The organism is Stenotrophomonas sp. Marseille-Q5258 (genome assembly GCF_946900935.1).
Taxonomy (GTDB): domain Bacteria; phylum Pseudomonadota; class Gammaproteobacteria; order Xanthomonadales; family Xanthomonadaceae; genus Stenotrophomonas; species Stenotrophomonas nematodicola.
Map to the genome: position 1 here is coordinate 1 of NZ_CAMPPN010000023.1, position 19040 is coordinate 19040.

Consider the following 19040-nt stretch of genomic DNA (forward strand, 5'->3'; position numbering starts at 1 on the left):
CGGCCGCGCCGCCTTCCACCTTGCCGCGTGCGCGGTAGCCGGTGAGGGCCGAATGCGAGGTGGCCTGCGACTGCGCGGCGGTGAGCATCACACCCACGCGGCCGCGGTCGGCATCGAACACACCGATATCCGCACCGATCTGCAGGCCCGAGCGGGCCACCTTGAGCTCGAGCTGGTCATTGACCGCGCCCAGGCGGCTGTGGGTGGAGTCGACCTTGGCCCAGGTGTGCACGCCATCAATGCCGGCGGCGTGGTCGCCGTTGCGGTCGTGCCAGCTATGGCGCAGCAGCTGGGTGAGCGCGAACTGGTTGGCCAGGTAGGCGCCGGTCTCCGGACGCAGGACCGGCGCCGGGGCCGGGGCCGGATCGATCGGATCGACCGGGTCAACCGCATCCACCGGATCCACCGGATCCACCGGATCCACCGGATCGACCGGATCGACCGGATCGACCGGATCCACCGGGTCAACCGGATCAACCGGATCAACCGGATCCACCGGATCCACCGGGTCAACCGGATCGACCGGATCGACCGGATCAACCGGATCAACCGGATCGACCGGATCGACCGGATCGACCGGATCGACCGGATCAACCGGATCCACCGGGTCAACCGGATCGACCGGATCAACCGGATCAACCGGCGTGCAGCCGGGCAGGGCTGGATTGGCCTCGCACGGGTTGGTCGTCGGGATCTCCGAGCGCAGGTACCAGTTGCCGTCCTGGTGTTTGACCAGGAAGTACTCGTACTGCCCACCCACGGCACGACCGATCAGATCGAACTGTGCATTGGACGCACCGCCGACGGTGATCAGCGCAATGCCCAGATCGGTCTTTGCACCGGTCCCGCCGGCGTTGAGCACGCGTACACCGGCCTGGCCGTCGGCATCGCCGGTGATTGCCAGCGTGTCGGTGGCGGAGTGGTCATCGCCCAGCACGGTGTTGAACAGCAGCGTGCCGCCGTTGCCGGCAAACGTATTGACGGCCAGGGTATTGAAGGCAGTGCCGTTGCCCAGTGCGACGGTACCGGTGGGATCGAGCTGCAACCGATCGACGTTGCTGTCGCCGGTCAGCATCCAGGTGCTGCCGCTGCCCAGCGTTGCCGACGTGACGTCGGTGAATCGGCCATCGATACGCGCATTGTTGAGCAGCTGAACGTCGAGCGTGCCGGTGACGGTACGCGTGTCGAAGGTGACATCCCCGCTGAGGCGTGAGTCGTCCACCGTGAAGGCCACCGAGGTCCAGCCACGGGACGGCGTCGCGTCAAACGCGCGGACCAGCATCAGATGGTTGTCGCCGCCCACCAGTTGCGCAGCATTGGCAACCCGTACGTCATAAGACGCATCGACATTCCCGTAAGCCGCAACCTGTATCGCGGCGCCGCGCGCCGAACGCACCGTCGATCCATCCACCCGCAGTCTGAGGGTATCGGTGTCCGGAAGGGCGCCCAGGAGCTGGACGCCAACGTTGGCCGCTTCGATGGAGGAGCCATTGACGATATCCACCGTACCGCCGGCCATGCGCACGCCAATGCCGGAGAAGCGGTCCGAAACACCCGGATTGTCGGCGACACGGACCAGGGTGGCATCGAGCAGTGCATGCGCCCTGCCGATCGCCGTGGTCTCGCTGATCAGATCCACGCCCACGCTGGCGCCGGCGAAGCTGCTACTGAGGTCATCCATCAGAATGCTGCTGCCGATCAGATGCACGGTAGCGTCATTCTGCAGATGAAGGCCGCCATCGATGAAGGTCGACCCGATGGCGCGCAGGGAGGCGGCGTCGGTCAGTTCGAGGGTCTTGTTCGGGCTGGACATGCTGCGGCGCGACACGGTGGTGCCAATGAGGTCCACCTGTGAGGTGCTGTCGGCAATGATGTTGAACGTGGCGCCGTTCCTGACCACCAGACGTGCATCATTGCGGAGGGTCCATGTGTCGGCAGCGTCGCCGATGCCCACGTCGGCCTCCTCGCCATCCAGCACGCGCGCGTCCAGATCGCCGAACGGGAGCGAGGTCAGCGCAAGGATCACAGCACAGGTCAGCAGCCTGACAGGCGGATGACCAGGATGTCGGGTCGTGATGGCGTTCATTGTCGTGGGTCTCTCGATCGGGATAGGCCGGGGAGTTCGTGAGGTGGCCGGGCAGACTGCAGGGGGAACGGTGCAGCGGCGGTACCCTGGCGGTCGCAAATGACACGGACTGTCCAGCAGGGGATGCGCAGTGTCGCGATCGGACCTGCGTCAACCCATACAATTTCTTGCAGATTGTCTGCGTCTATCGCTGGCGATCATCGCCACCGGTGGACCCTCGTTCCGACGGCACGCGCAGGTCATGCCCCGCTGCGCGCTGGCGTCACGACAGCCACTGGCGCCGGGCCCCAGGCGCCGGCGTCCAGGTCATCGTCTTGGGGAGATCCGTCGAGGACGTGCAGTGTCGTGTTGCCAGGTCGGCTGACACACGCAGCAGATCGCCGTGGCGCTGCGGCGATGCACGGCGGCCGTCGGCACGTCAGACGACCGCTGTGCCCTGCTACACCGGCGGCAGCACTTTGCCGGGATTGAGGAGTCCGTCCGGATCCAGCGCCCGCTTGATCGCCCGCATCGCCGCCAGCGTGGCGGGCGTGAAGGCCTGGGCCATGAAGTCGCGCTTGGCCAGGCCGATGCCGTGCTCGCCGGACAGCGTGCCGCCCAGGGCGAGGGTCAGCGCGAAGATCTTCGGCAGGGCGGCGTGCGCGCGTGCGCTCTCGTCCGCGTCGTCGGGGTGGTACAGGATGTTGACGTGCAGGTTGCCGTTGCCGGCATGGCCGAAGGTGACGATGGTCAGCGCGTGTTCCTGCGCCAGCGCCTGCACGCCGGCGACCAGATCGGGAATGCGCGACACCGGCACCACCACGTCTTCGTTGATCTTGCCCGGGGCGATGCTGCGCAGCGCCGGCGACAGCGCCTTGCGCGCTGCCCAGAGCGTCTCGCGGGCGCTGCCTTCCATCGCCACGTCCAGCGCGATCAGGCCGTCGCCTTCGGCGGCGGTGGCCAGCGCCTGCAGCAGATAGGGCAGGGTGTCGTGATCGCCGTCGGCCTCGACCAGCAGCATCGCGCCGGCCTCGGGCACCACGGCACCATTGCGGCGCAGCAGCTCCAGGCTGCGCGCATCCATGAATTCCAGGCGGGTGGGCACCACCGGCTGCGCCATCAGGCGCGACACCGCGGCGGCCGCCGCATTGGCGTCGCGATACAGTACGCGCAACCCGGCCTGGGCCACGGGCAGCGGGGTCAGCTTGAGCGTGGCTTCCACGATCAGCGCCAGCGTACCTTCGCTGCCCACCAGCAGATGGGTCAGGTCGTAGCCGGTCGCATCCTTGGTGTACGCCCCTCCGCACCGGATCACCTCGCCGGCACCGGTCACCGCCACCAGGCCGAGCACGTTGTCGCGGCTGGTGCCGTACTTCACTGCGCGCGGGCCGCCGGCGTTGCAGGCGAGGTTGCCGCCAATACTGCAGATCTCCGCGCTGGACGGGTCCGGTGCCCAGAACAGGCCATGCGGTACCAGCGCGTGCTGCAGGTCGCCGTTGAGCACACCCGGCTCCACCACCGCGCAGCGGTTGCCCGGCTGGATGTCGAGGATGCGGTTCATGCGCGCGAACGAGAGCACGATGCTGCCATTCACCGGTACCGCCGCGCCGGTGGTACCGGTGCCGGCGCCGCGCGCGACCAGCGCGATGCCATGCGCGCGGCATGCACGTACCAGGGCGACAACCTGGTCGCGGTCGCGCGGGAAGGCCACGCCGGCCGGCAGCGCATGCCGCCACGAGTTGTCCTGCGCGTGCGCCTGCAGCGCGCTGTCGTCGGTGCGCCAGCCGTCGTCGCCCAGCAGGGCATGCAGGGTGGCGGCGAAGGCGGCGGGCAGGGCGGTGGTCATGGGGTGTTCCGGGACGAGGCGGGGGCAGGGTGGACCAGCTTCCAGCCGATCACGGCGGTGCAGAGTGGCAGCCACACCCAGCGCAGCTCGGAGAGCAGGGTGGTGATGCCACGTGCGTTGAAGAACTGGCCGGCGAACGGCGAGACGCGGATCGGCCGCCACGGCGCGAACAGCCGCTCGCCGCTCCACGGCCACCACAGCGCCACGCCCAGGCCGCCGGAGGTGAACGCATCCAGCAGCGGGTGCGACAACGTGCTGATGCCGACAAACGCGGCGGCCTGCACGGCCGTGGCGCGCAGACGCCGGTGCAGCAGTGCTGCCAACGTGGCCAGCAGCGCGGCGAACAGAAGCGAGTGGCTCGCACCGCGGTGACCGAAACTGTCGGCGTAGGGAATGTGCAGCGCGAACGCCAGCACGTCCGCGTCCGGCAGCATCGCCGCCACCACGCCGGCGGCCAGCAGCGGCGTGGCGATGCGGCCGCGGTCGGCCGCGCACCACAGCGCCAGCGGAATGGCGGCATGGGTAAGAACGGTGGGCATCAGCAATCCTCCAGCCGGAAGGCATCCCGCAGCCAGCGCAGCTGCGGTGGGTCGCCAGCGGCCTCGACCACATCGAAGCGGCAGGGCCGATCGGCCAGCGCCGGATGCGCCAGCAGGAACAGCTGCGCGGCCAGCACCAGCTTGCGGCGCTTGCGCAGATCGACCGAGACGGCACCGCCGCCGAACGCGGCCGACGCGCGGTAACGCACCTCCACGAACACCGTGGTGTCGCCGTCGCGCATCACCAGGTCCAGTTCACCACCGCGGTAGCGTGCGTTGGCGGCCAGCGGCTGCAGGCCGGCGCGACGCAGATGCGCCCGAGCCGCCGCTTCCACCGCCGCGCCGCGCTGCGCGCGTCCGGTGGCCATGCCGGACCTAGTTGGCCGACGCGATCGGCGTCGGCCGACCGCCGCTGAAGGTCGACCACACCGGCACACGCAGCACGTTGCCGTTGCTGTCAAGGAACAGTGTGCCGGTGGCGCCGGCCAGTGCGCCCTCGGTGGCGATCTTGTCCAGGTAGGCGCTGATCTTCCACGCATCGAAGCCGAACGCGAACAGGCGGCCGGACGCGCCGCGTGCCGAGGGCAGGATCTGCCCGGCGGTGGAAGCGGCCGGCAGGCCGGCCACGCCGCGCACATTCCAGGCTTCGTTCGGATAGATGATGCCGTCCAGCGCCATGTCTTCCTCGGGCTTGCCGCTGCCGAGGGTCAACTGCGAGGTGCCCACGCGGCTGGCGCCGCCGGCGCCGGCCAGCGCCAACTGCGGCGCCAGCGTGCGGGCCTGCGGCGCCTTCACCGCCAGGAACACGCCGTCCACGCTGCCTGCGGCGCGCAGCTGCGCGCCGACATCGCCCACGGTGTCGTTCACGCCGACCGTGGCCGCCACCTGGCCGCCACGCTGGGTGAAGCGCTCGCGGAACGCGGCGGCCGCGCGGCGGCCGGTCTCGTCGTTGCTGTGCACCACCAGCACCTTGCCGCGCTCGCGGCCGCGCAGGTACTCGGCGGCGATGATGCCGTCGTCTTCGGGGGCCATCGAGAAGCCGGCGCTGCCGGCCGGCGGGCTGCCCTTGCCACGGTTCAGTGCCAGCACCGGCACCGGCAGCTGCGCACGGCCGAACACCGCATCGACCTCGTCGCGGCCCAGCGGCCCGACGATGAAGTCGGCGCCCGCGCCCACGGCCTTGTCGTAAGCGGCCACGGCACCGGCGGCGGTGCCGGCGGTATCGATGAACTGGATCTCCGGGCGGCGGCGCGACTCACCGTAGTAACCGCTGAGCAGGCCATCGCGGACCGGCTGTGCGGCGGTGGCCAGGCGACCACTGAGCGGCAGCAGCACGGCCATCTTCACCGGCGGGCGGTAGCCATCGGACATCGCCGGCGGGCGCTTGCTGGTGTCGAACTGGCTGGCGCCATCGCGGTCGAACGGACGCGGCAGCGGCAGGCCACGGGCAATCAGCGCGCGACCGGCGAAGTTGTACAGCGGCTCGTTGGCCGGCAGCGCGGCGGCCCTGGCCCGCAGGGTGGCGTCGTCCAGGGTGCCGAGCAGGCTGGCGATGGCCTGCTGGTTGTCACTGCGCGCCTTGCCGGTCAGCGCGGCATGTGCGCGGGCGCGCTCCAGCGCGGCGCCGAGGGTGTCGCCGGTGGCCTGCAGCGCATTGGCGCGGGCCAGCTGCCAGCGCGTGCGCAGCGACGGAGCCACTGCGTCCGAGGATTCCTTCAGTGCGGCCAGCGCCTGTGCCGGCTGTCGGTCGGCCAGTGCCAGCTCGGCACTGGTGAGCTGGTAACGCTGCAGGCTGGCGCCGGTGAGCTGGCGCGGCTGCACCTGGCTCAGCAGGCTGCGGGCGCGGGTGGCATCGCCGGCTTCATGCCAGGCGAAGGCAGCGTCGGCCAGCGCGGCACTGCGGGCACTGCCACGCAGGGTGTTGGCCAATGCTTCGAGCTGCACGGCGGCATCACGCGGCTTGCCCTGCTCGATCAGTGCCAGCGCCTGGCTCTGCGCCGGGGATTCGGGGGCACTGGTGAGGCTGGTCGTGGCGCAGCCGGCGAGCAGCAGCAGCGACAACGAAAGGGCAGAGATCCGTGCGACGGGCTTGTTCATGATCAGGTCCATTCGATGGGGGCAGCGGCCGTGGCCGGGGAACGGTACGATTCTACCCTTGACCCATGAGTGCCGTTGCGATGAGTGCTGTCCCCACGCTGTATGTCGTTGCCACCCCGATCGGAAACCTCGCCGACCTGACGCCGCGCGCGCAGGAGGTGCTGCGCTCGGTGGCCGCGATCTGCGCCGAGGACACCCGCCGCAGCGGCCAGCTGCTGGCCCACTTCGGCATCCAGCAGCCGCTGGTGGCGCTGCACGACCACAATGAAGAAGCGTTGTCGCAGCGGATCGTGGCGCGGCTGCAGGCCGGGGAGTCGTTGGCGCTGGTCAGCGATGCCGGCACGCCCCTGGTGAGCGATCCAGGCTACCGCCTGGTCCGCGCGGCGCGCGAAGCGGGCATCCGGGTCAGCCCGGTGCCGGGCGCGTGCGCGGCGATCGCGGCCTTGAGCGTGGCCGGTCTGCCCAGCGACCGCTTCACCTTCGAAGGCTTCCTGCCGGCCAAGGGAGCGGGCCGCCGCGAGCGGTTGAATGGACTGGCGGGCGAAACCCGCACGCTGGTGTTCTACGAATCCTCGCACCGCATCATCGAATCGCTGGCCGACATGGTGGCCGCGTTCGGGGCCGAGCGACCGGCGGTGATCGCGCGCGAACTGACCAAACTGTTTGAAACGGTGCTCGACGGCCCCCTGGGCTCGCTGCTGCAGCAGGTGGAAGCCGACGACAACCAGCGCAAGGGCGAGTTCGTGGTGATGGTGCAGGGCGCCGCCGACGACGCGCAGGCCCAGCTTGCTGCAGGCCGCCGCATGTACGCCAAGCTCAGCGAGCACCTGCCGCCTTCGACCGCCGCCAAGCTGGCGGCGGAACTGACCGGCGCGCCGAGAAAGGCGCTGTACGGGAGTTGAGCTGCGGTCGGGTGGTCGTCAGTGCCTGGGATGCAGCGCCGATGTCGGAACGTAGGGCAGCCGGCCAACGGTCGGCTCCACCGGTGTGCTGTCCCGAGCAACAGCCCCCTTCAGTACAGGAGGCACGCCGACAGGCGGGGGGATGTGGGGGCTGGTGGCACCCTGGGGGCTTCTTCGCAGAAGGCGAAGAAAGGGCGGAGCCGGCCGATAAGCCGGGTTTTGTCGTGGACAGTCATTCTTCTAGGCGCTGCGTCACCGCAGCGCTCAAGCAACCTACCCGGACCCGACGCGGGCCACGTCATTAGGTCCCTATTTGGTCTTGCTCCAGGTGGGGTTTGCCGTGCCGGTCTGTTGCCAGACTCGCGGTGCGCTCTTACCGCACCATTTCACCCTTACCGGCTCCCCGAAGGGAACGTAGGCGGTATCTTTCTGTTGCACTTTCCGTCGGCTCGCGCCGCCCAGGCGTTACCTGGCACCTTGCCCTGTGGAGCCCGGACTTTCCTCGGCATCCGCAAGGGATGACGCGACTGTCTGGCCGACTCCGCCGCGCGCATTGTCCCACATCCGCTGCGCGGCAGGGACGTGGATGCGGGACTACGGTGCAGGCGTGTCCAACCGGGTCTCGCCGATGCAGCGGCCATCGGCGGCGAAGCGGCGCTCCTGGATGAAGCCGTGGCCGCGTTCGTCCAGGGCGATGACGGTACTGGCACGGGTGCCGTAGTCGGGGCTGCGGATGAATGCCGAGGACAGCCAGCGCTCGCGCTCCAGGCCGATGCCGGTGTCGGGCAGGGCGTCGTCGTCGGCACGGCCCTCATTGGCCAGCGCCTGCCAGAGCGGGTCCAGCGCGACCTCGCCACGGGCGATCCAGTCGCCGAGGGCCTCGACCAGGTTCACGGTTTTCGGCCACGGCGCATCGAGCGGGCCATTGGACATGCCGTGCAGGCCCGGTGACAGCGTCCGTCGCAGCAGGGGATGGTTGCCCAGGAACTGGCAACTGTCGCGGTCGGCCAGCAGCAGGTTGAACGGGGCGAAGGCGGAGGCATCGGGGGCCAAGGCATCGGCGAAGGCGGCGGCCGGGGCGCTGCCACGCAGGAAGTCGGCCACCAGTGCACCGCGCGAGGGGCCGGTCTGGCGGGCCAGCGGGTCGCGCACGTTGGTCACCACCGCCATCCGGCCGTTCTGGCCGATGCCGGCCCAGGTGCCGCCGGAGCGGAGGTCGCGCCCGGCCATCACGCCGGTGTCGGGTGCGGGCCAGGCCGCCAGCGCGGCGGTGGGCCGGGCGTGGAACTCGTCGCGGTTGCCGGCCATGACCAGCTGCCAACGGGGGTGGGCCTTCCAGGCCAGAGCGAGCAGACACATGCGCCGATTGTGCCGGGTTTGCGCACGAACAGGTCGAAGCCGACCCCCGCGCGACTGAATGCGGGCAAGGGTTTCACGCCCTCTGCACAGGCCTGAACTTCCGATCAATCTCAAAAATTGAGACGAAACAGCAACTTGTGGATAAGCCTTGAACAAGTCTCTAAACATTGCTGCAAGCCCTTGATGTTCAAAGTGATTTCGGCTTCGCAAAGTTGTTGACAACCCAATCGGCACTGCTAAGGTGGGCAACAGAGGGAAAACCGGGTTTTTTGTGGTTTTTCGTGGTTCAATGTTTCACCGGGCAAAGGAAAAGGTGCAGGCGTCGTGTTCCAGGGCGAGACGGCCATCACAGTTGATGACAAAGGGCGCATGGCGGTTCCCACCGCTTATCGCGACCTCGTCGCGCGCGCCAGCAACAACCGTCTCGTGCTCACCTACAACCCGTTCGAGTCCGGCTGCCTTTGGCTCTATGCCGAATCGGAGTGGGAGCGGGTGCGGGACGACGTCATGTCCAAGCCCAACACACAGCGTGTCGTGCGTCTGCTGCAACAGAAGCTGGTCGGTTCGGCCGCGCATCTGGAGCTGGACGGCAACGGTCGCATCAGTATTCCCGCCAGCCACCGTGGTGCCGTTGGCATTGAAAAGAAGGCGGTTCTGCTCGGCATGGGCGACAAATTTGAATTGTGGAGCGAGCAGGCACATCGCGCGTTGATCCAGCAGACATTGTCTGACGAGGATCTCGGCGATGGGTTGCTCGACCTGAAGTTGTGAGCCGGGGTGCCCGGGTGCGCGGGGGCGCGCAGGCCGGTCACCTTCCGGTGTCGCAGTCGCCGGCGGGCCATCTGCCGGTGCTGTACACGCAGGTCCTGGAAGGCCTGGCGGTGATCGAAAACGGACGGTATCTCGATGGCACGTTCGGTCGTGGCGGTCATGCCCGCGGCGTGCTCGAGCAACTCGGTCCTGGAGGCCGGCTGCTGGTCATGGACAAGGATCCCGAAGCGATTGCGGTGGCCGAGCGCGATTTCGCGCCGGATCCGCGCGTCTCGATCTTCCGTGGCAGCTTCGCCGACCTGCTGCATTGGGATGCCACCGCCGACGGTCTGGACGGGGTGCTGTTCGACCTCGGTGTGTCGTCGCCGCAGCTGGATGTGGCCGAGCGCGGTTTCAGCTTCGGCAAGGACGGCCCGCTGGACATGCGCATGGACCCGGACAGCGGCGAGAGTGCGGCGCAGTGGCTCAATCGCGTTGAAGAGCGTGAGCTCATGGATGTGCTGTGGACCTACGGCGAGGAGCGCCAGGGCCGCCGCATCGCCCGCGCGATCATTGCGCGCCGCGACAGGCAGCCGTTCGCCCGCACTGCCGAACTGGCCGAGCTGATCGCCTCGGTGATGCCGCGTGGCAAGGACAAAATCCACCCGGCCACGCGCAGCTTCCAGGCCATCCGCATCCACATCAACCGCGAACTGGCCGACCTCGAAGCCGGCCTGGACGCGGCAATGGCGCGGCTCAAGCCCGGTGGCCGGTTGGCGGTGATCAGCTTCCACTCGCTGGAAGACCGCATCGTCAAGCAGTTCATGAACCGTCATGCCAAGGCCCCGCCGACCAACCGCCGGCTGCCGGAACTGACGGCGTTCGTGCCGACGCTGGACCTGATCGGTGGCGCCATCAAGGCCGACGACGACGAGCTGGCGGTCAACCCGCGCTCGCGCAGTGCCGTGCTGCGTGTCGCCGAAAAGCGTGCGGTGGCCGGATGAGCCGCCTGCTGCTCATTGTGCTGCTGGCCTGCACGATCGCCTCGGCGATCGGCGTGGTGTTCATGCGCCACCGCCACCGCCAGACCTTTGTGGAGCTGTCCAAGGTCGAGCGCGCGCGCGATGAGCTCAATATCGAATTCGGCCGCCTGCAGCTGGAGCAGGCCACGCTGGCCGAAGCGACCCGGGTCGATCGCGTTGCCCGCGAACGCCTGGGCATGAAGTTCCCCGAGGCCGCCGACGTCGTGGTGGTGCGCCCATGAGCAAGTCCGGCCGCAACCGTGCCCGCAACAGCTTCAACCTGCGCCAGCGCCTGAAGTGGGTGGGTCTGGCGCTGGGCCTGTGCTCGGTGTCGCTGGTTGGCCGCGCCGCCTACGTGCAGATCATCAACAGCGAGTTCTACCAGCGCCAGGGCGAAGCCCGCTACCTGCGCGAGCTGCCGATCAACACCTCGCGCGGCATGATCACCGACCGCAACGGCGAGCCGGTGGCGGTGTCCACCCCGGTCGCCTCGATCTGGGTCAATCCGCAGGAACTGCTGCGCGAACCCGAGCGCATCCCGGAGCTGGCCACCGCGCTCGGCATGCCGCTGGACGAGCTCAACGCCCGCCTGGCGCAGAAGGCCGACAAGGAATTCATGTACTTGCGCCGCCGGATCAACCCCGACGACGCCGAGAAAGTGGTGGCGCTGAAGATCCCCGGCGTCGCCTCGCAGCGCGAGTTCCGCCGCTTCTACCCGCAGGGGGAGGCGATGGCGCACGTGCTGGGCTTCACCAACATCGACGACCGCGGCCAGGAAGGGCTGGAACTGGCCTTCGACGAGTGGCTGCGCGGCAAGCCCGGCGCCAAGCGGGTGATCCGCAACCGCAAGGGCGATACCGTCGAAAGCGACCTGCTGCGCCCGGCCGAACCCGGCAAGGACCTCACCCTCAGCATCGACCGCCGCATCCAGTTCCTGGCCTTCAAGGAGCTGCGCAACGCACTGATCGCCAACAAGGCGGCCGGTGGTTCGATGGTGATCATGGATGTGGCCACCGGCGAAGTGCTGGCGATGGTCAACCTGCCGACCTACAACCCCAATTCGGTCGGCGGTGCCGCGCCGGACACGCGCCGCAACCGCGCGGTCACCGATCTGGTCGAGCCCGGTTCGACCATGAAGCCGTTGACCATCGCCTCGGCGCTGCAGTCCGGTGTGGTCACCAAGGACACCATCGTGGACACCAATCCCGGCTACATGGCCGTGGGCCGGTTCACCATCAAGGACGTGCCGCGCAACAACGGCGTGCTCAACGTCACCGGCGTGATCACCCGCAGCTCGAACATCGGCGCCGCCAAGATCGCCGCCAGGATGCCGGACCAGGTGTTCTACGATCACGTCCACAGCTTCGGTTACGGCGTGGCTCCGCACAGCGGCTTCCCCGGCGAATCGGCCGGTGTGCTGAAGCGCCCCGCCCGGTGGGACGGTGCCACCAAGACCACCATGTCCTACGGCTATGGCCTGAATGTCACGCCGCTGCAGATCGCCACTGCGTACTCGGCGCTCGGCAACGGCGGCAAGCTGATCGCGCCCACCTTCGTGAAGGGACAGCGCAACGAAGGCAAGCAGATCATCGACGAGAACATCGCCAAGGAAGTGGTGGCGATGATGGAAACCGTGGTCACCCAGGGCGGCGCCAAGCAGGCGGCGGTGCTGGGCTACCACGTGGCCGGCAAGACCGGTACCGCGCGCAAGACCGGTCCCGGCGGATACGAGCGCGGGCATTACAACGCGCTGTTCGCCGGGGTCGTGCCGGCCAGCAACCCGCGCTTCGCCACGGTGATCGTGATCAATGACCCGCAGGCGGGCAAATACTACGGCGGCCTGGTGTCGGCACCGGTGTTCCACAACGTCATGGAAGGCGCGCTGCGCCTGATGGACGTGCCGCCGGACGATATCGAGTCCTGGCTGGCCGCGCAGCAGTCCGGAAAGATGGGGCACTCCGCCTCGATCCTGCCGGCGCCGCCGGCCGAGGTGGTCCTGCCGGCCGATGCCGCCGCTGAATTCGATGCCGCGCTGCCCAGCGCGCACGCCACGACGCCCCCCGCGCAGGGAGGCACGCAATGAGCCAGACGATGTTGCTTTCGCAGTTGATTCCCGACGTGGCGCTGCCCCACGACCCGACCATCACCGGGCTGGTGCTGGACAGCCGCGCGGTGCGCCCGGGCAATGCCTTCGTGGCGATCGCCGGCTTCGGCGCGCACGGGCTGGGCTTCGTCGAGCAGGCACGTGCTGCCGGCGCGGGCGCGATCCTGTTCGATCCGCCGGCCCCGGCCGAGCTGCCGGCCCCGGCCGACGCGATCGCGGTGCCGGGCCTGCGCATGCGCATGGGCGCGATGGCCGACCAGTTCCACGGTCACCCCTCGCGCGCGATGACGATGGTGGGAGTGACCGGCACCAACGGCAAAACCTCCACCGTGCAGCTGCTTGCCCAGGCCTGGCACCTGCTTGGCATCCGCAGTGGAAGTATCGGCACGCTGGGGGTCGGACTTTATGGTGATGTGGTGCCGACCGGCTTCACCACCCCGCTGGTGCTGCAGATGCACGCCGTGCTGGCGCAGCTGCGCGATGGCGGCGCGCAGGCAGTGGCGATGGAAGTCAGCTCGCACGCGCTCGACCAGGGGCGGGTGGACGCGGTCCACTACGACGTGGCGGTGTTCACCAACCTCACCCGCGATCATCTCGACTACCACGGCGACATGGCGCAGTACGGTGCGGCCAAGGCCAAGCTGTTCCACCGCGCGGGCCTGAAGGCCGCGGTGGTCAACCTCGACGACCCGTTCGGCAGTGAACTGCTGCGCACCCTCGACGCCGGCGTGCAGCCGGTCGGGGTCAGCTCGCGCGGCGCGCAGCAGGCCGCGGTGCGTGCCGATTCGCTGACGCTCGACGGTCGCGGCATCGCCTTCGAGCTGGTCGTTGGCGGTGAACGCCACCCGGTGCAGTCACCGCTGCTCGGCCGCTTCAACGTGGACAACCTGCTGGCCGTGGCCGGCGCGCTGCTGGCGCTGGACCATGCCCCGGCCACGATCGCCGCGCTGCTCTCGCAGCTGCAGCCGATCGCCGGCCGCATGAACCGTCTTGGCGGTGCGAACGGCCAGCCCACCGTGGTGATCGACTACGCCCATACCCCCGACGCGCTCGAACAGGCGCTGGCCAGTCTGCAGGGCCACCTGGCCGGGCGGCTGGTGTGCGTGTTCGGCTGCGGTGGCGAACGCGATACCGGCAAGCGCCCGCAGATGGCCGCCATTGCCGAACAGCACGCCGATGTGGTGATCGTCACCGACGACAACCCGCGCGGCGAAGACGGCGATGCCATCGTTGCCGACATCCTGGCCGGGCTGCGCGCGCCTGACGCCGCCATCGTGCAGCGCGACCGCGCCGCCGCGATCACCCGGGCGATCGGCCTGGCGGGCGCCGGCGACATCGTGCTGATCGCCGGCAAGGGTCATGAACCCTACCAGGAGATCGCCGGCGTGCAGCATCCGTTCAATGACACCGAGGTGGCCGCACGCGTCCTGGCGGCATCGCACGGGGAGGCGGCACGATGAAGCGCACGCCGCTGTCACTGATCGCCCACTGGGCCGGTGGCGAGATCCACGGTGAAGACACCGCGATCGACGCCATCAGCAACGATACCCGCACCCTGGCCCCCGGCAGCCTGTACGTGGCGCTGCGTGGCGAGCGCTTCGACGGCCACGACTTCGCCGCCGACGCCGTCGCGCGCGGCGCGTCGGCCATGCTGGTCGAGCGCCTGCTCGATGTGGCGCTGCCGCAGATCGTGGTCGCCGACAGCCAGCACGCGCTGGGTCGGATCGCCGCCGGCATGCAGCGTGACCGCCAGGCCGAGGTGTTCGCCATCACCGGCAGCAACGGCAAGACCAGCGTCAAGACCCTGCTGCTGGCGATCCTGCAGCAGGTTGCGCGCGAAGAAGGGCGCGTGGTGTATGCCAACCCCGGCAACCTCAACAATGAAATCGGCCTGCCGCTGGCGCTGATCGACGCCCCCGAAGACGCGGACTACGCGATCTACGAGATGGGCGCGGGCAAGCCGGGTGACATCGCCTACCTGACCGACATCGTGCGCCCGCGCTATGCGCTGGTGAACAACATCGCGCCGGCGCATCTGGAACGCATGGGCAGCCTGCAGGGCGTGGCGACCACCAAGGGCGCCATCTACGCCGCGCTGCCGGCCGATGGCGTGGCGGTGATCAATGCCGACGACGCCTTCGGTGCCTGGTTCGAACAGCACGTGGTCGGCCAGCCGCCGCGCAGCCGCGTGCTGCGCTACGGCCTGGACCACAGTGCCGACATCACCGCGCTGTCGGTGCGCCTCAGCGTCTCGGGCAGCCGGTTCGTGCTGTCCACCCCGCAGGGCCAGGCCGAAATCGTGCTGGCGTTGCCGGGCCGCCACAACATCGGCAACGCGCTGGCCGCGGCATCGCTGGCGCTGGCGGCCGGCATCACCCTGGCCCAGGTCGCCGCCGGTCTGGCGCGCGCCGAGCCGGTGCCGGGCCGTCAGGTCGCGCACGTGCTGCCGGGTGGCGCGGTGCTGATCGATGACAGCTACAACGCCAACCCCGGTTCGCTGGCCGCCGCCATCGATGCGCTGGCCGCCGCCGGCGACGAAGGCTGGCTGGTGCTCGGCGACATGCGCGAGCTCGGCCCGGACGGCGAAGCGCTGCACGCGCAGGCCGGCCGTCGCGCGCGCGACGCCGGGCTCAAGCGGCTGTACACGCTGGGCACGCTGAGCGCCGCCGCGTCGGCCGCTTTCGGCGACGGTGGCCGCCATTTCAGCGACCACGACACCCTGGCCGCTGCACTGGCCACCGAACTGCATGCTGGCGTGCGCTGCCTGGTCAAGGGCTCGCGCGGCAGTGCGATGGACAAAATTGTCAAAGCGCTGCTGGCGCGAGGAGAGGAAACCCCCAATGTTGCTTGAACTGGCCCGATGGTTGCAGCAGTTGGAGAGCCTGTTCGGGCTGTTCGGCTATCTGACTCTGCGCGGCATCCTCGCGGCGCTGACCGCGTTGTTCCTGTCGCTGTGGCTGGGGCCGGCGATGATCCGCAGGCTGGCCCAGTTCAAGGGTGGCCAGCCGATCCGTACCGACGGTCCGCAGACCCACTTCTCCAAGGCCGGCACGCCCACGATGGGCGGTTCGCTGATCCTGCTGACCATCACCCTGTCAGTGCTGCTGTGGGCCGATCTGCGCAACCGCTATGTCTGGGTGGTGCTGGCGGTGATGCTGTGCTTCGGCGCGATCGGCTGGTACGACGACTGGATCAAGATCGTGCGCCGTGACCCGAACGGTCTGAAGTCGCGCTGGAAGTACCTGCTGCAGTCGATCTTCGGCCTGGCCGCCGGCCTGTTCCTGTTCTATACGGCCGATGTACCGGCCGCGATGACCTTCTATATCCCGATGTTCAAGTCGGTGGCGCTGCCGCTGGCCGGCATCAGCTTTGTGGCCATCGCCTACTTCTGGATCGTCGGCTTCTCCAACGCGGTCAACCTGACCGACGGCCTGGACGGGCTGGCGATCATGCCGACCGTGCTGGTCGCCTGCGCGCTGGGTGTCTTCGCCTACGCCTCGGGCAACGTGGTGTTCTCCAGCTACCTGCAGATCCCGCAGATTCCCGGCGCCGGTGAACTGGTGATCATCTGCGCGGCCATCGCGGGCGCGGGCCTGGGCTTTTTGTGGTTCAACACCTACCCGGCGATGGTGTTCATGGGCGACATCGGCGCGTTGGCGCTGGGCGCGGTGCTGGGCACGATCGCGGTGATCACCCGCCAGGAACTGGTGCTGGTGATCATGGGCGGTGTCTTCGTTGTCGAGACGCTGTCGGTGATGATCCAGGTCGCCTCGTTCAAGCTGACCGGCAAGCGCGTGTTCCGCATGGCTCCGATCCACCACCACTTCGAACTGAAGGGCTGGCCGGAACCGCGCGTGATCGTGCGCTTCTGGATCATTTCGGTGGTGCTGGTCCTGATCGGCCTGGCCACGTTGAAGGTCCGCTGATGAACGATCTGTCGCGCCAGGCAACCCGCCTTGAAGCCATCGGAGGCCACTTCGACAAGTGGCTGCTGGGCGCGATCATCGCGCTCACCGGGCTGGGCGTGGTGATGGTCGCGTCCAGCTCGATCGCGTTGATGAGCAGCCCGTTCTACTACCTCAACCGCCACCTGATCTTCCTGGCGGTCGGCATCGGGCTGGCCATCGTGGCCATGCGCACCGAGCTCAAGAGCATCGAGCAGTACAACCAGATCCTGCTGCTGGGCTGCTTCGCCCTGCTGGTGGTGGTGTTCATCCCCGGCCTGGGCAGCAGCGTCAACGGTGCCCGGCGCTGGATCAACCTGGGCATCTCCAAGTTCCAGACGGTCGAAGCGGTCAAAGTGCTCTACATCGTGTGGCTGTCCAGCTACCTGGTGCGCTTCCGCGACGAGGTCAACGCGACCTGGCCGGCGATGCTCAAGCCGCTCGGCGTGGCCGGCGCGCTGGTGGTACTGCTGCTGCTTCAGCCGGACTTCGGTTCTTCCACCCTGTTGCTGGCGATCACCGCCGGCATGCTGGTGCTGGGCGGGGTGAACATGCCGCGCATGTCCATGCCGGTGGTCATCGGCATGGTCGGCATGAGCGCACTGGCGATCATCGAGCCGTACCGCATGCGCCGCATCACCTCCTTCCTGGACCCGTGGGCCGACCAGCAGGGCGACGGCTACCAGCTGTCCAACGCGCTGATGGCCGTGGGCCGCGGCGAGTGGACCGGCGTGGGCCTGGGCAACTCGGTGCAGAAGCTGTACTACCTGCCCGAAGCGCATACCGACTTCATCTTCTCGGTGACCGCCGAGGAGCTGGGCTTCCTCGGCACGTGCCTGATCATCGCGCTGTACGCGCTGCTGGTGGGCCGCACCTTCTGGCTGGGCATGCGCTGCGTGGAGATGAAGCGTCACTTCTCCGGCTACATCGCCTTCGGCATCGGCCTGTGGATCAGCATGCAGAGCTTCGTGTCGATCGGGGTCAACCTCGGCATCCTGCCGACCAAGGGCCTGACCCTGCCGCTGATCTCGTCCGGTGGTTCCAGTGTGCTGATGACCTGCGTGGCGATGGGCCTGCTGTTGCGCGTGTCCTATGAGCTGGACCGCGCCGAGCGGCGCCAGGCCGTGCGCATGGGCGCCCCCGAGGGCGACGACGGTGCCGCTGCGGCCGACGCGCCGACCAGCGCCACGGCCGTCGCTGCCGCCCTGCAGGATGCCCCGCGCGACAGCTCGCCGCGCGGCACCAGCCGCATGCAGCAACGCATCGAACCGACCCTGGGGAGGATGGGATGAGCCTGCCCGTTGCCCCTTCCGAACGCCCGGTGATGATCATGGCCGGTGGTACCGGCGGCCACATTTTCCCCGGCCTGGCCGTGGCGCGCGTGCTGCGCGAACGCGGTGTGCCGGTCACCTGGCTCGGCGCCGATGGCGCGATGGAAACCCGCCTGGTGCCGCAGCACGGCATCCACATCGACACGTTGGCCATCAGCGGCCTGCGCGGCAAGGGCACGCTGGCCCTGATCGGTGCGCCGTGGCGCCTGCTGCGCGCGGTGCGTGCCGCCGGCTTCCTGATCCGTGACCGCCAGCCGCGTGCGGTGATCGCCTTCGGTGGCTTCGCCTCCGGTCCGGGTGGACTGGCCGCGCGCCTGCACGGCCTGCCGCTGCTGGTGCACGAACAGAACCGCGCGCCGGGCCTGACCAATCGCGTGCTGTCGCGCGTCGCGCGGCGCATCCTGACCGGTTTCCCGGGCAGCTTCGCCGCGCGCGAGGAAGCGGTGGGCAATCCGGTGCGCGCCGAGATCGCCGCGATCGCCATTCCCGAATCGCGCCTGGCCAACCGCCAGGGGCCGCTGCGCCTGCTGGTGCTTGGCGGCAGCCAGGGTGCGCGCGCGTTGAACAACGCCGTGCCCAAGGCGCTGGCGGCACTGGGCGCGCGCGTTGCCATCGACGTGCGCCACCAGAGCGGCGAGAAGCTGCATGCCGAAGCCGTCACTGCCTACCGCGAGGCTGGCGTAACCGCGCAGGTGGACGCGTTCATCGCCGACATGGCCGAAGCGTACGCCTGGGCCGACCTGGTGGTGTGCCGTTCCGGCGCGTCCACCCTGGCCGAGCTGTGCGCGGTGGGCGTCGGCAGCGTGCTGGTGCCGTTTGCGGCCGCCGTCGACGATCACCAGACCCGCAATGCGGAGTACCTGGTCGAGCGCGGCGCGGCCGTATTGCTGAAGCAGGATGAAACGCTGGCAACGCACCTGCAGGGCGTGCTGCACGAATTGTCCGAAAATTCCGCCCGACGCATGCAGATGGCCAATGCCGCGCGTGCCCTGGCCAAGGTCGATGCCGCTGAGCGCATCGCCGACATCATCCTCGAGGAATCCAAATGAACACCGCACCGCGCCACGGCGCAGGCCCGACG

Annotated in this window: 16 protein-coding genes and 1 other RNA gene; 10 read left to right on the forward strand and 7 right to left on the reverse strand. The window is 68.8% G+C overall.

All coding sequences use genetic code 11. The annotated features are described in order from the left end of the window. From OC534_RS19315 to OC534_RS15090, 5 genes are all read right to left on the reverse strand, one after another. A partial coding sequence (locus OC534_RS19315) for an autotransporter outer membrane beta-barrel domain-containing protein (RefSeq protein ID WP_316044088.1) occupies positions 1–2026 on the reverse strand: 2026 nt, incomplete at its 3' end. A 499-nt stretch (positions 2027–2525) separates the two neighbouring features. Next, the gene (locus OC534_RS15075; RefSeq protein WP_136003662.1) at positions 2526–3911 is read right to left on the reverse strand and encodes an FAD-linked oxidase C-terminal domain-containing protein; all 1386 of its coding nucleotides are present in this window, start codon (positions 3909–3911) and stop codon (positions 2526–2528) included. Continuing rightward, a complete protein-coding gene (locus OC534_RS15080) occupies positions 3908–4450 on the reverse strand; it encodes a metal-dependent hydrolase (protein WP_136003664.1) in 543 nt (180 codons plus the stop codon). The genes OC534_RS15075 and OC534_RS15080 overlap by 4 nt, the downstream gene beginning before the upstream one ends. Beyond that, positions 4450–4818 carry a YraN family protein gene (locus OC534_RS15085; protein WP_136003666.1) on the reverse strand — a complete coding sequence of 123 codons (369 nt, stop codon included), beginning with the start codon at positions 4816–4818 and terminating at the stop codon, positions 4450–4452. Before OC534_RS15085 ends, OC534_RS15080 begins: the two co-directional genes overlap by 1 nt. A 7-nt stretch (positions 4819–4825) precedes the next feature. Continuing rightward, a complete protein-coding gene (locus tag OC534_RS15090; protein WP_166472612.1) occupies positions 4826–6547 on the reverse strand; it encodes a penicillin-binding protein activator in 1722 nt (573 codons plus the stop codon). Positions 6548–6627: 80 nt separating this feature from the next. Between OC534_RS15090 and rsmI the strand changes: the two genes are divergently transcribed. Next, a complete protein-coding gene (rsmI, locus tag OC534_RS15095) occupies positions 6628–7449 on the forward strand; it encodes a 16S rRNA (cytidine(1402)-2'-O)-methyltransferase (protein WP_262072089.1) in 822 nt (273 codons plus the stop codon). A gap of 192 nt (positions 7450–7641) precedes the next feature. Here rsmI and rnpB read toward each other — a convergent pair. Continuing rightward, positions 7642–7992: RNase P RNA component class A (rnpB, locus tag OC534_RS15100), an RNA gene on the reverse strand. 51 nt (positions 7993–8043) lie between these two features. Beyond that, a complete protein-coding gene (locus OC534_RS15105; protein ID WP_017357225.1) occupies positions 8044–8808 on the reverse strand; it encodes an NRDE family protein in 765 nt (254 codons plus the stop codon). A gap of 324 nt (positions 8809–9132) precedes the next feature. On the opposite strand from OC534_RS15105, the gene mraZ reads away from it, so the two are divergent. From mraZ to murG, 9 genes are read left to right on the forward strand one after another with little or no spacing between them, the layout of a single operon-like run. Next, positions 9133–9579 (forward strand): division/cell wall cluster transcriptional repressor MraZ, encoded by a 447-nt coding sequence (gene mraZ / locus OC534_RS15110; protein WP_017357226.1) that lies wholly within the window; start codon positions 9133–9135, stop codon positions 9577–9579. Positions 9580–9593: 14 nt separating this feature from the next. Then, on the forward strand, positions 9594–10562 hold the full coding sequence (gene rsmH / locus OC534_RS15115) for a 16S rRNA (cytosine(1402)-N(4))-methyltransferase RsmH (RefSeq protein WP_153165009.1): 969 nt from the start codon (positions 9594–9596) through the stop codon (positions 10560–10562). Continuing rightward, positions 10559–10822, forward strand: coding sequence for a cell division protein FtsL (gene ftsL / locus OC534_RS15120; RefSeq protein WP_017357228.1), 264 nt, complete (start codon positions 10559–10561; stop codon positions 10820–10822). The genes rsmH and ftsL overlap by 4 nt, the downstream gene beginning before the upstream one ends. Further along, the gene (locus OC534_RS15125) at positions 10819–12663 is read left to right on the forward strand and encodes a penicillin-binding transpeptidase domain-containing protein (RefSeq protein WP_136003670.1); all 1845 of its coding nucleotides are present in this window, start codon (positions 10819–10821) and stop codon (positions 12661–12663) included. The genes ftsL and OC534_RS15125 overlap by 4 nt, the downstream gene beginning before the upstream one ends. Continuing rightward, positions 12660–14144 carry a UDP-N-acetylmuramoyl-L-alanyl-D-glutamate--2,6-diaminopimelate ligase gene (locus OC534_RS15130; protein ID WP_262072091.1) on the forward strand — a complete coding sequence of 495 codons (1485 nt, stop codon included), beginning with the start codon at positions 12660–12662 and terminating at the stop codon, positions 14142–14144. Before OC534_RS15125 ends, OC534_RS15130 begins: the two co-directional genes overlap by 4 nt. After that, positions 14141–15535 carry a UDP-N-acetylmuramoyl-tripeptide--D-alanyl-D-alanine ligase gene (murF, locus tag OC534_RS15135; RefSeq protein WP_136003673.1) on the forward strand — a complete coding sequence of 465 codons (1395 nt, stop codon included), beginning with the start codon at positions 14141–14143 and terminating at the stop codon, positions 15533–15535. Before OC534_RS15130 ends, murF begins: the two co-directional genes overlap by 4 nt. Further along, positions 15525–16610 (forward strand): phospho-N-acetylmuramoyl-pentapeptide-transferase, encoded by a 1086-nt coding sequence (mraY, locus tag OC534_RS15140; RefSeq protein ID WP_017355440.1) that lies wholly within the window; start codon positions 15525–15527, stop codon positions 16608–16610. Before murF ends, mraY begins: the two co-directional genes overlap by 11 nt. Beyond that, positions 16610–17920, forward strand: coding sequence for a putative lipid II flippase FtsW (ftsW, locus tag OC534_RS15145; protein WP_017355441.1), 1311 nt, complete (start codon positions 16610–16612; stop codon positions 17918–17920). Before mraY ends, ftsW begins: the two co-directional genes overlap by 1 nt. Beyond that, positions 17917–19008 (forward strand): undecaprenyldiphospho-muramoylpentapeptide beta-N-acetylglucosaminyltransferase, encoded by a 1092-nt coding sequence (gene murG / locus OC534_RS15150; protein WP_017355442.1) that lies wholly within the window; start codon positions 17917–17919, stop codon positions 19006–19008. The genes ftsW and murG overlap by 4 nt, the downstream gene beginning before the upstream one ends. Positions 19009–19040 lie beyond the last annotated feature (32 nt).

Bases quoted from the DNA above. Each gene is read 5' to 3' on its own strand.
- OC534_RS15130 (WP_262072091.1), top strand. From the start codon at position 12,660: ATGAGCCAGACGATGTTGCTTTCGCAGTTGATTCCCGACGTGGCGCTG.
- OC534_RS15125 (WP_136003670.1), top strand. From the start codon at position 10,819: ATGAGCAAGTCCGGCCGCAACCGTGCCCGCAACAGCTTCAACCTGCGC.
- OC534_RS15075 (WP_136003662.1), bottom strand. From the start codon at position 3,911: ATGACCACCGCCCTGCCCGCCGCCTTCGCCGCCACCCTGCATGCCCTG.
- OC534_RS15105 (WP_017357225.1), bottom strand. From the start codon at position 8,808: ATGTGTCTGCTCGCTCTGGCCTGGAAGGCCCACCCCCGTTGGCAGCTG.
- ftsL (WP_017357228.1), top strand. From the start codon at position 10,559: ATGAGCCGCCTGCTGCTCATTGTGCTGCTGGCCTGCACGATCGCCTCG.
- OC534_RS15085 (WP_136003666.1), bottom strand. From the start codon at position 4,818: ATGGCCACCGGACGCGCGCAGCGCGGCGCGGCGGTGGAAGCGGCGGCT.
- murF (WP_136003673.1), top strand. From the start codon at position 14,141: ATGAAGCGCACGCCGCTGTCACTGATCGCCCACTGGGCCGGTGGCGAG.
- murG (WP_017355442.1), top strand. From the start codon at position 17,917: ATGAGCCTGCCCGTTGCCCCTTCCGAACGCCCGGTGATGATCATGGCC.
- OC534_RS15090 (WP_166472612.1), bottom strand. From the start codon at position 6,547: ATGAACAAGCCCGTCGCACGGATCTCTGCCCTTTCGTTGTCGCTGCTG.
- rsmI (WP_262072089.1), top strand. From the start codon at position 6,628: ATGAGTGCTGTCCCCACGCTGTATGTCGTTGCCACCCCGATCGGAAAC.
- mraY (WP_017355440.1), top strand. From the start codon at position 15,525: ATGTTGCTTGAACTGGCCCGATGGTTGCAGCAGTTGGAGAGCCTGTTC.
- OC534_RS15080 (WP_136003664.1), bottom strand. From the start codon at position 4,450: ATGCCCACCGTTCTTACCCATGCCGCCATTCCGCTGGCGCTGTGGTGC.
- ftsW (WP_017355441.1), top strand. From the start codon at position 16,610: ATGAACGATCTGTCGCGCCAGGCAACCCGCCTTGAAGCCATCGGAGGC.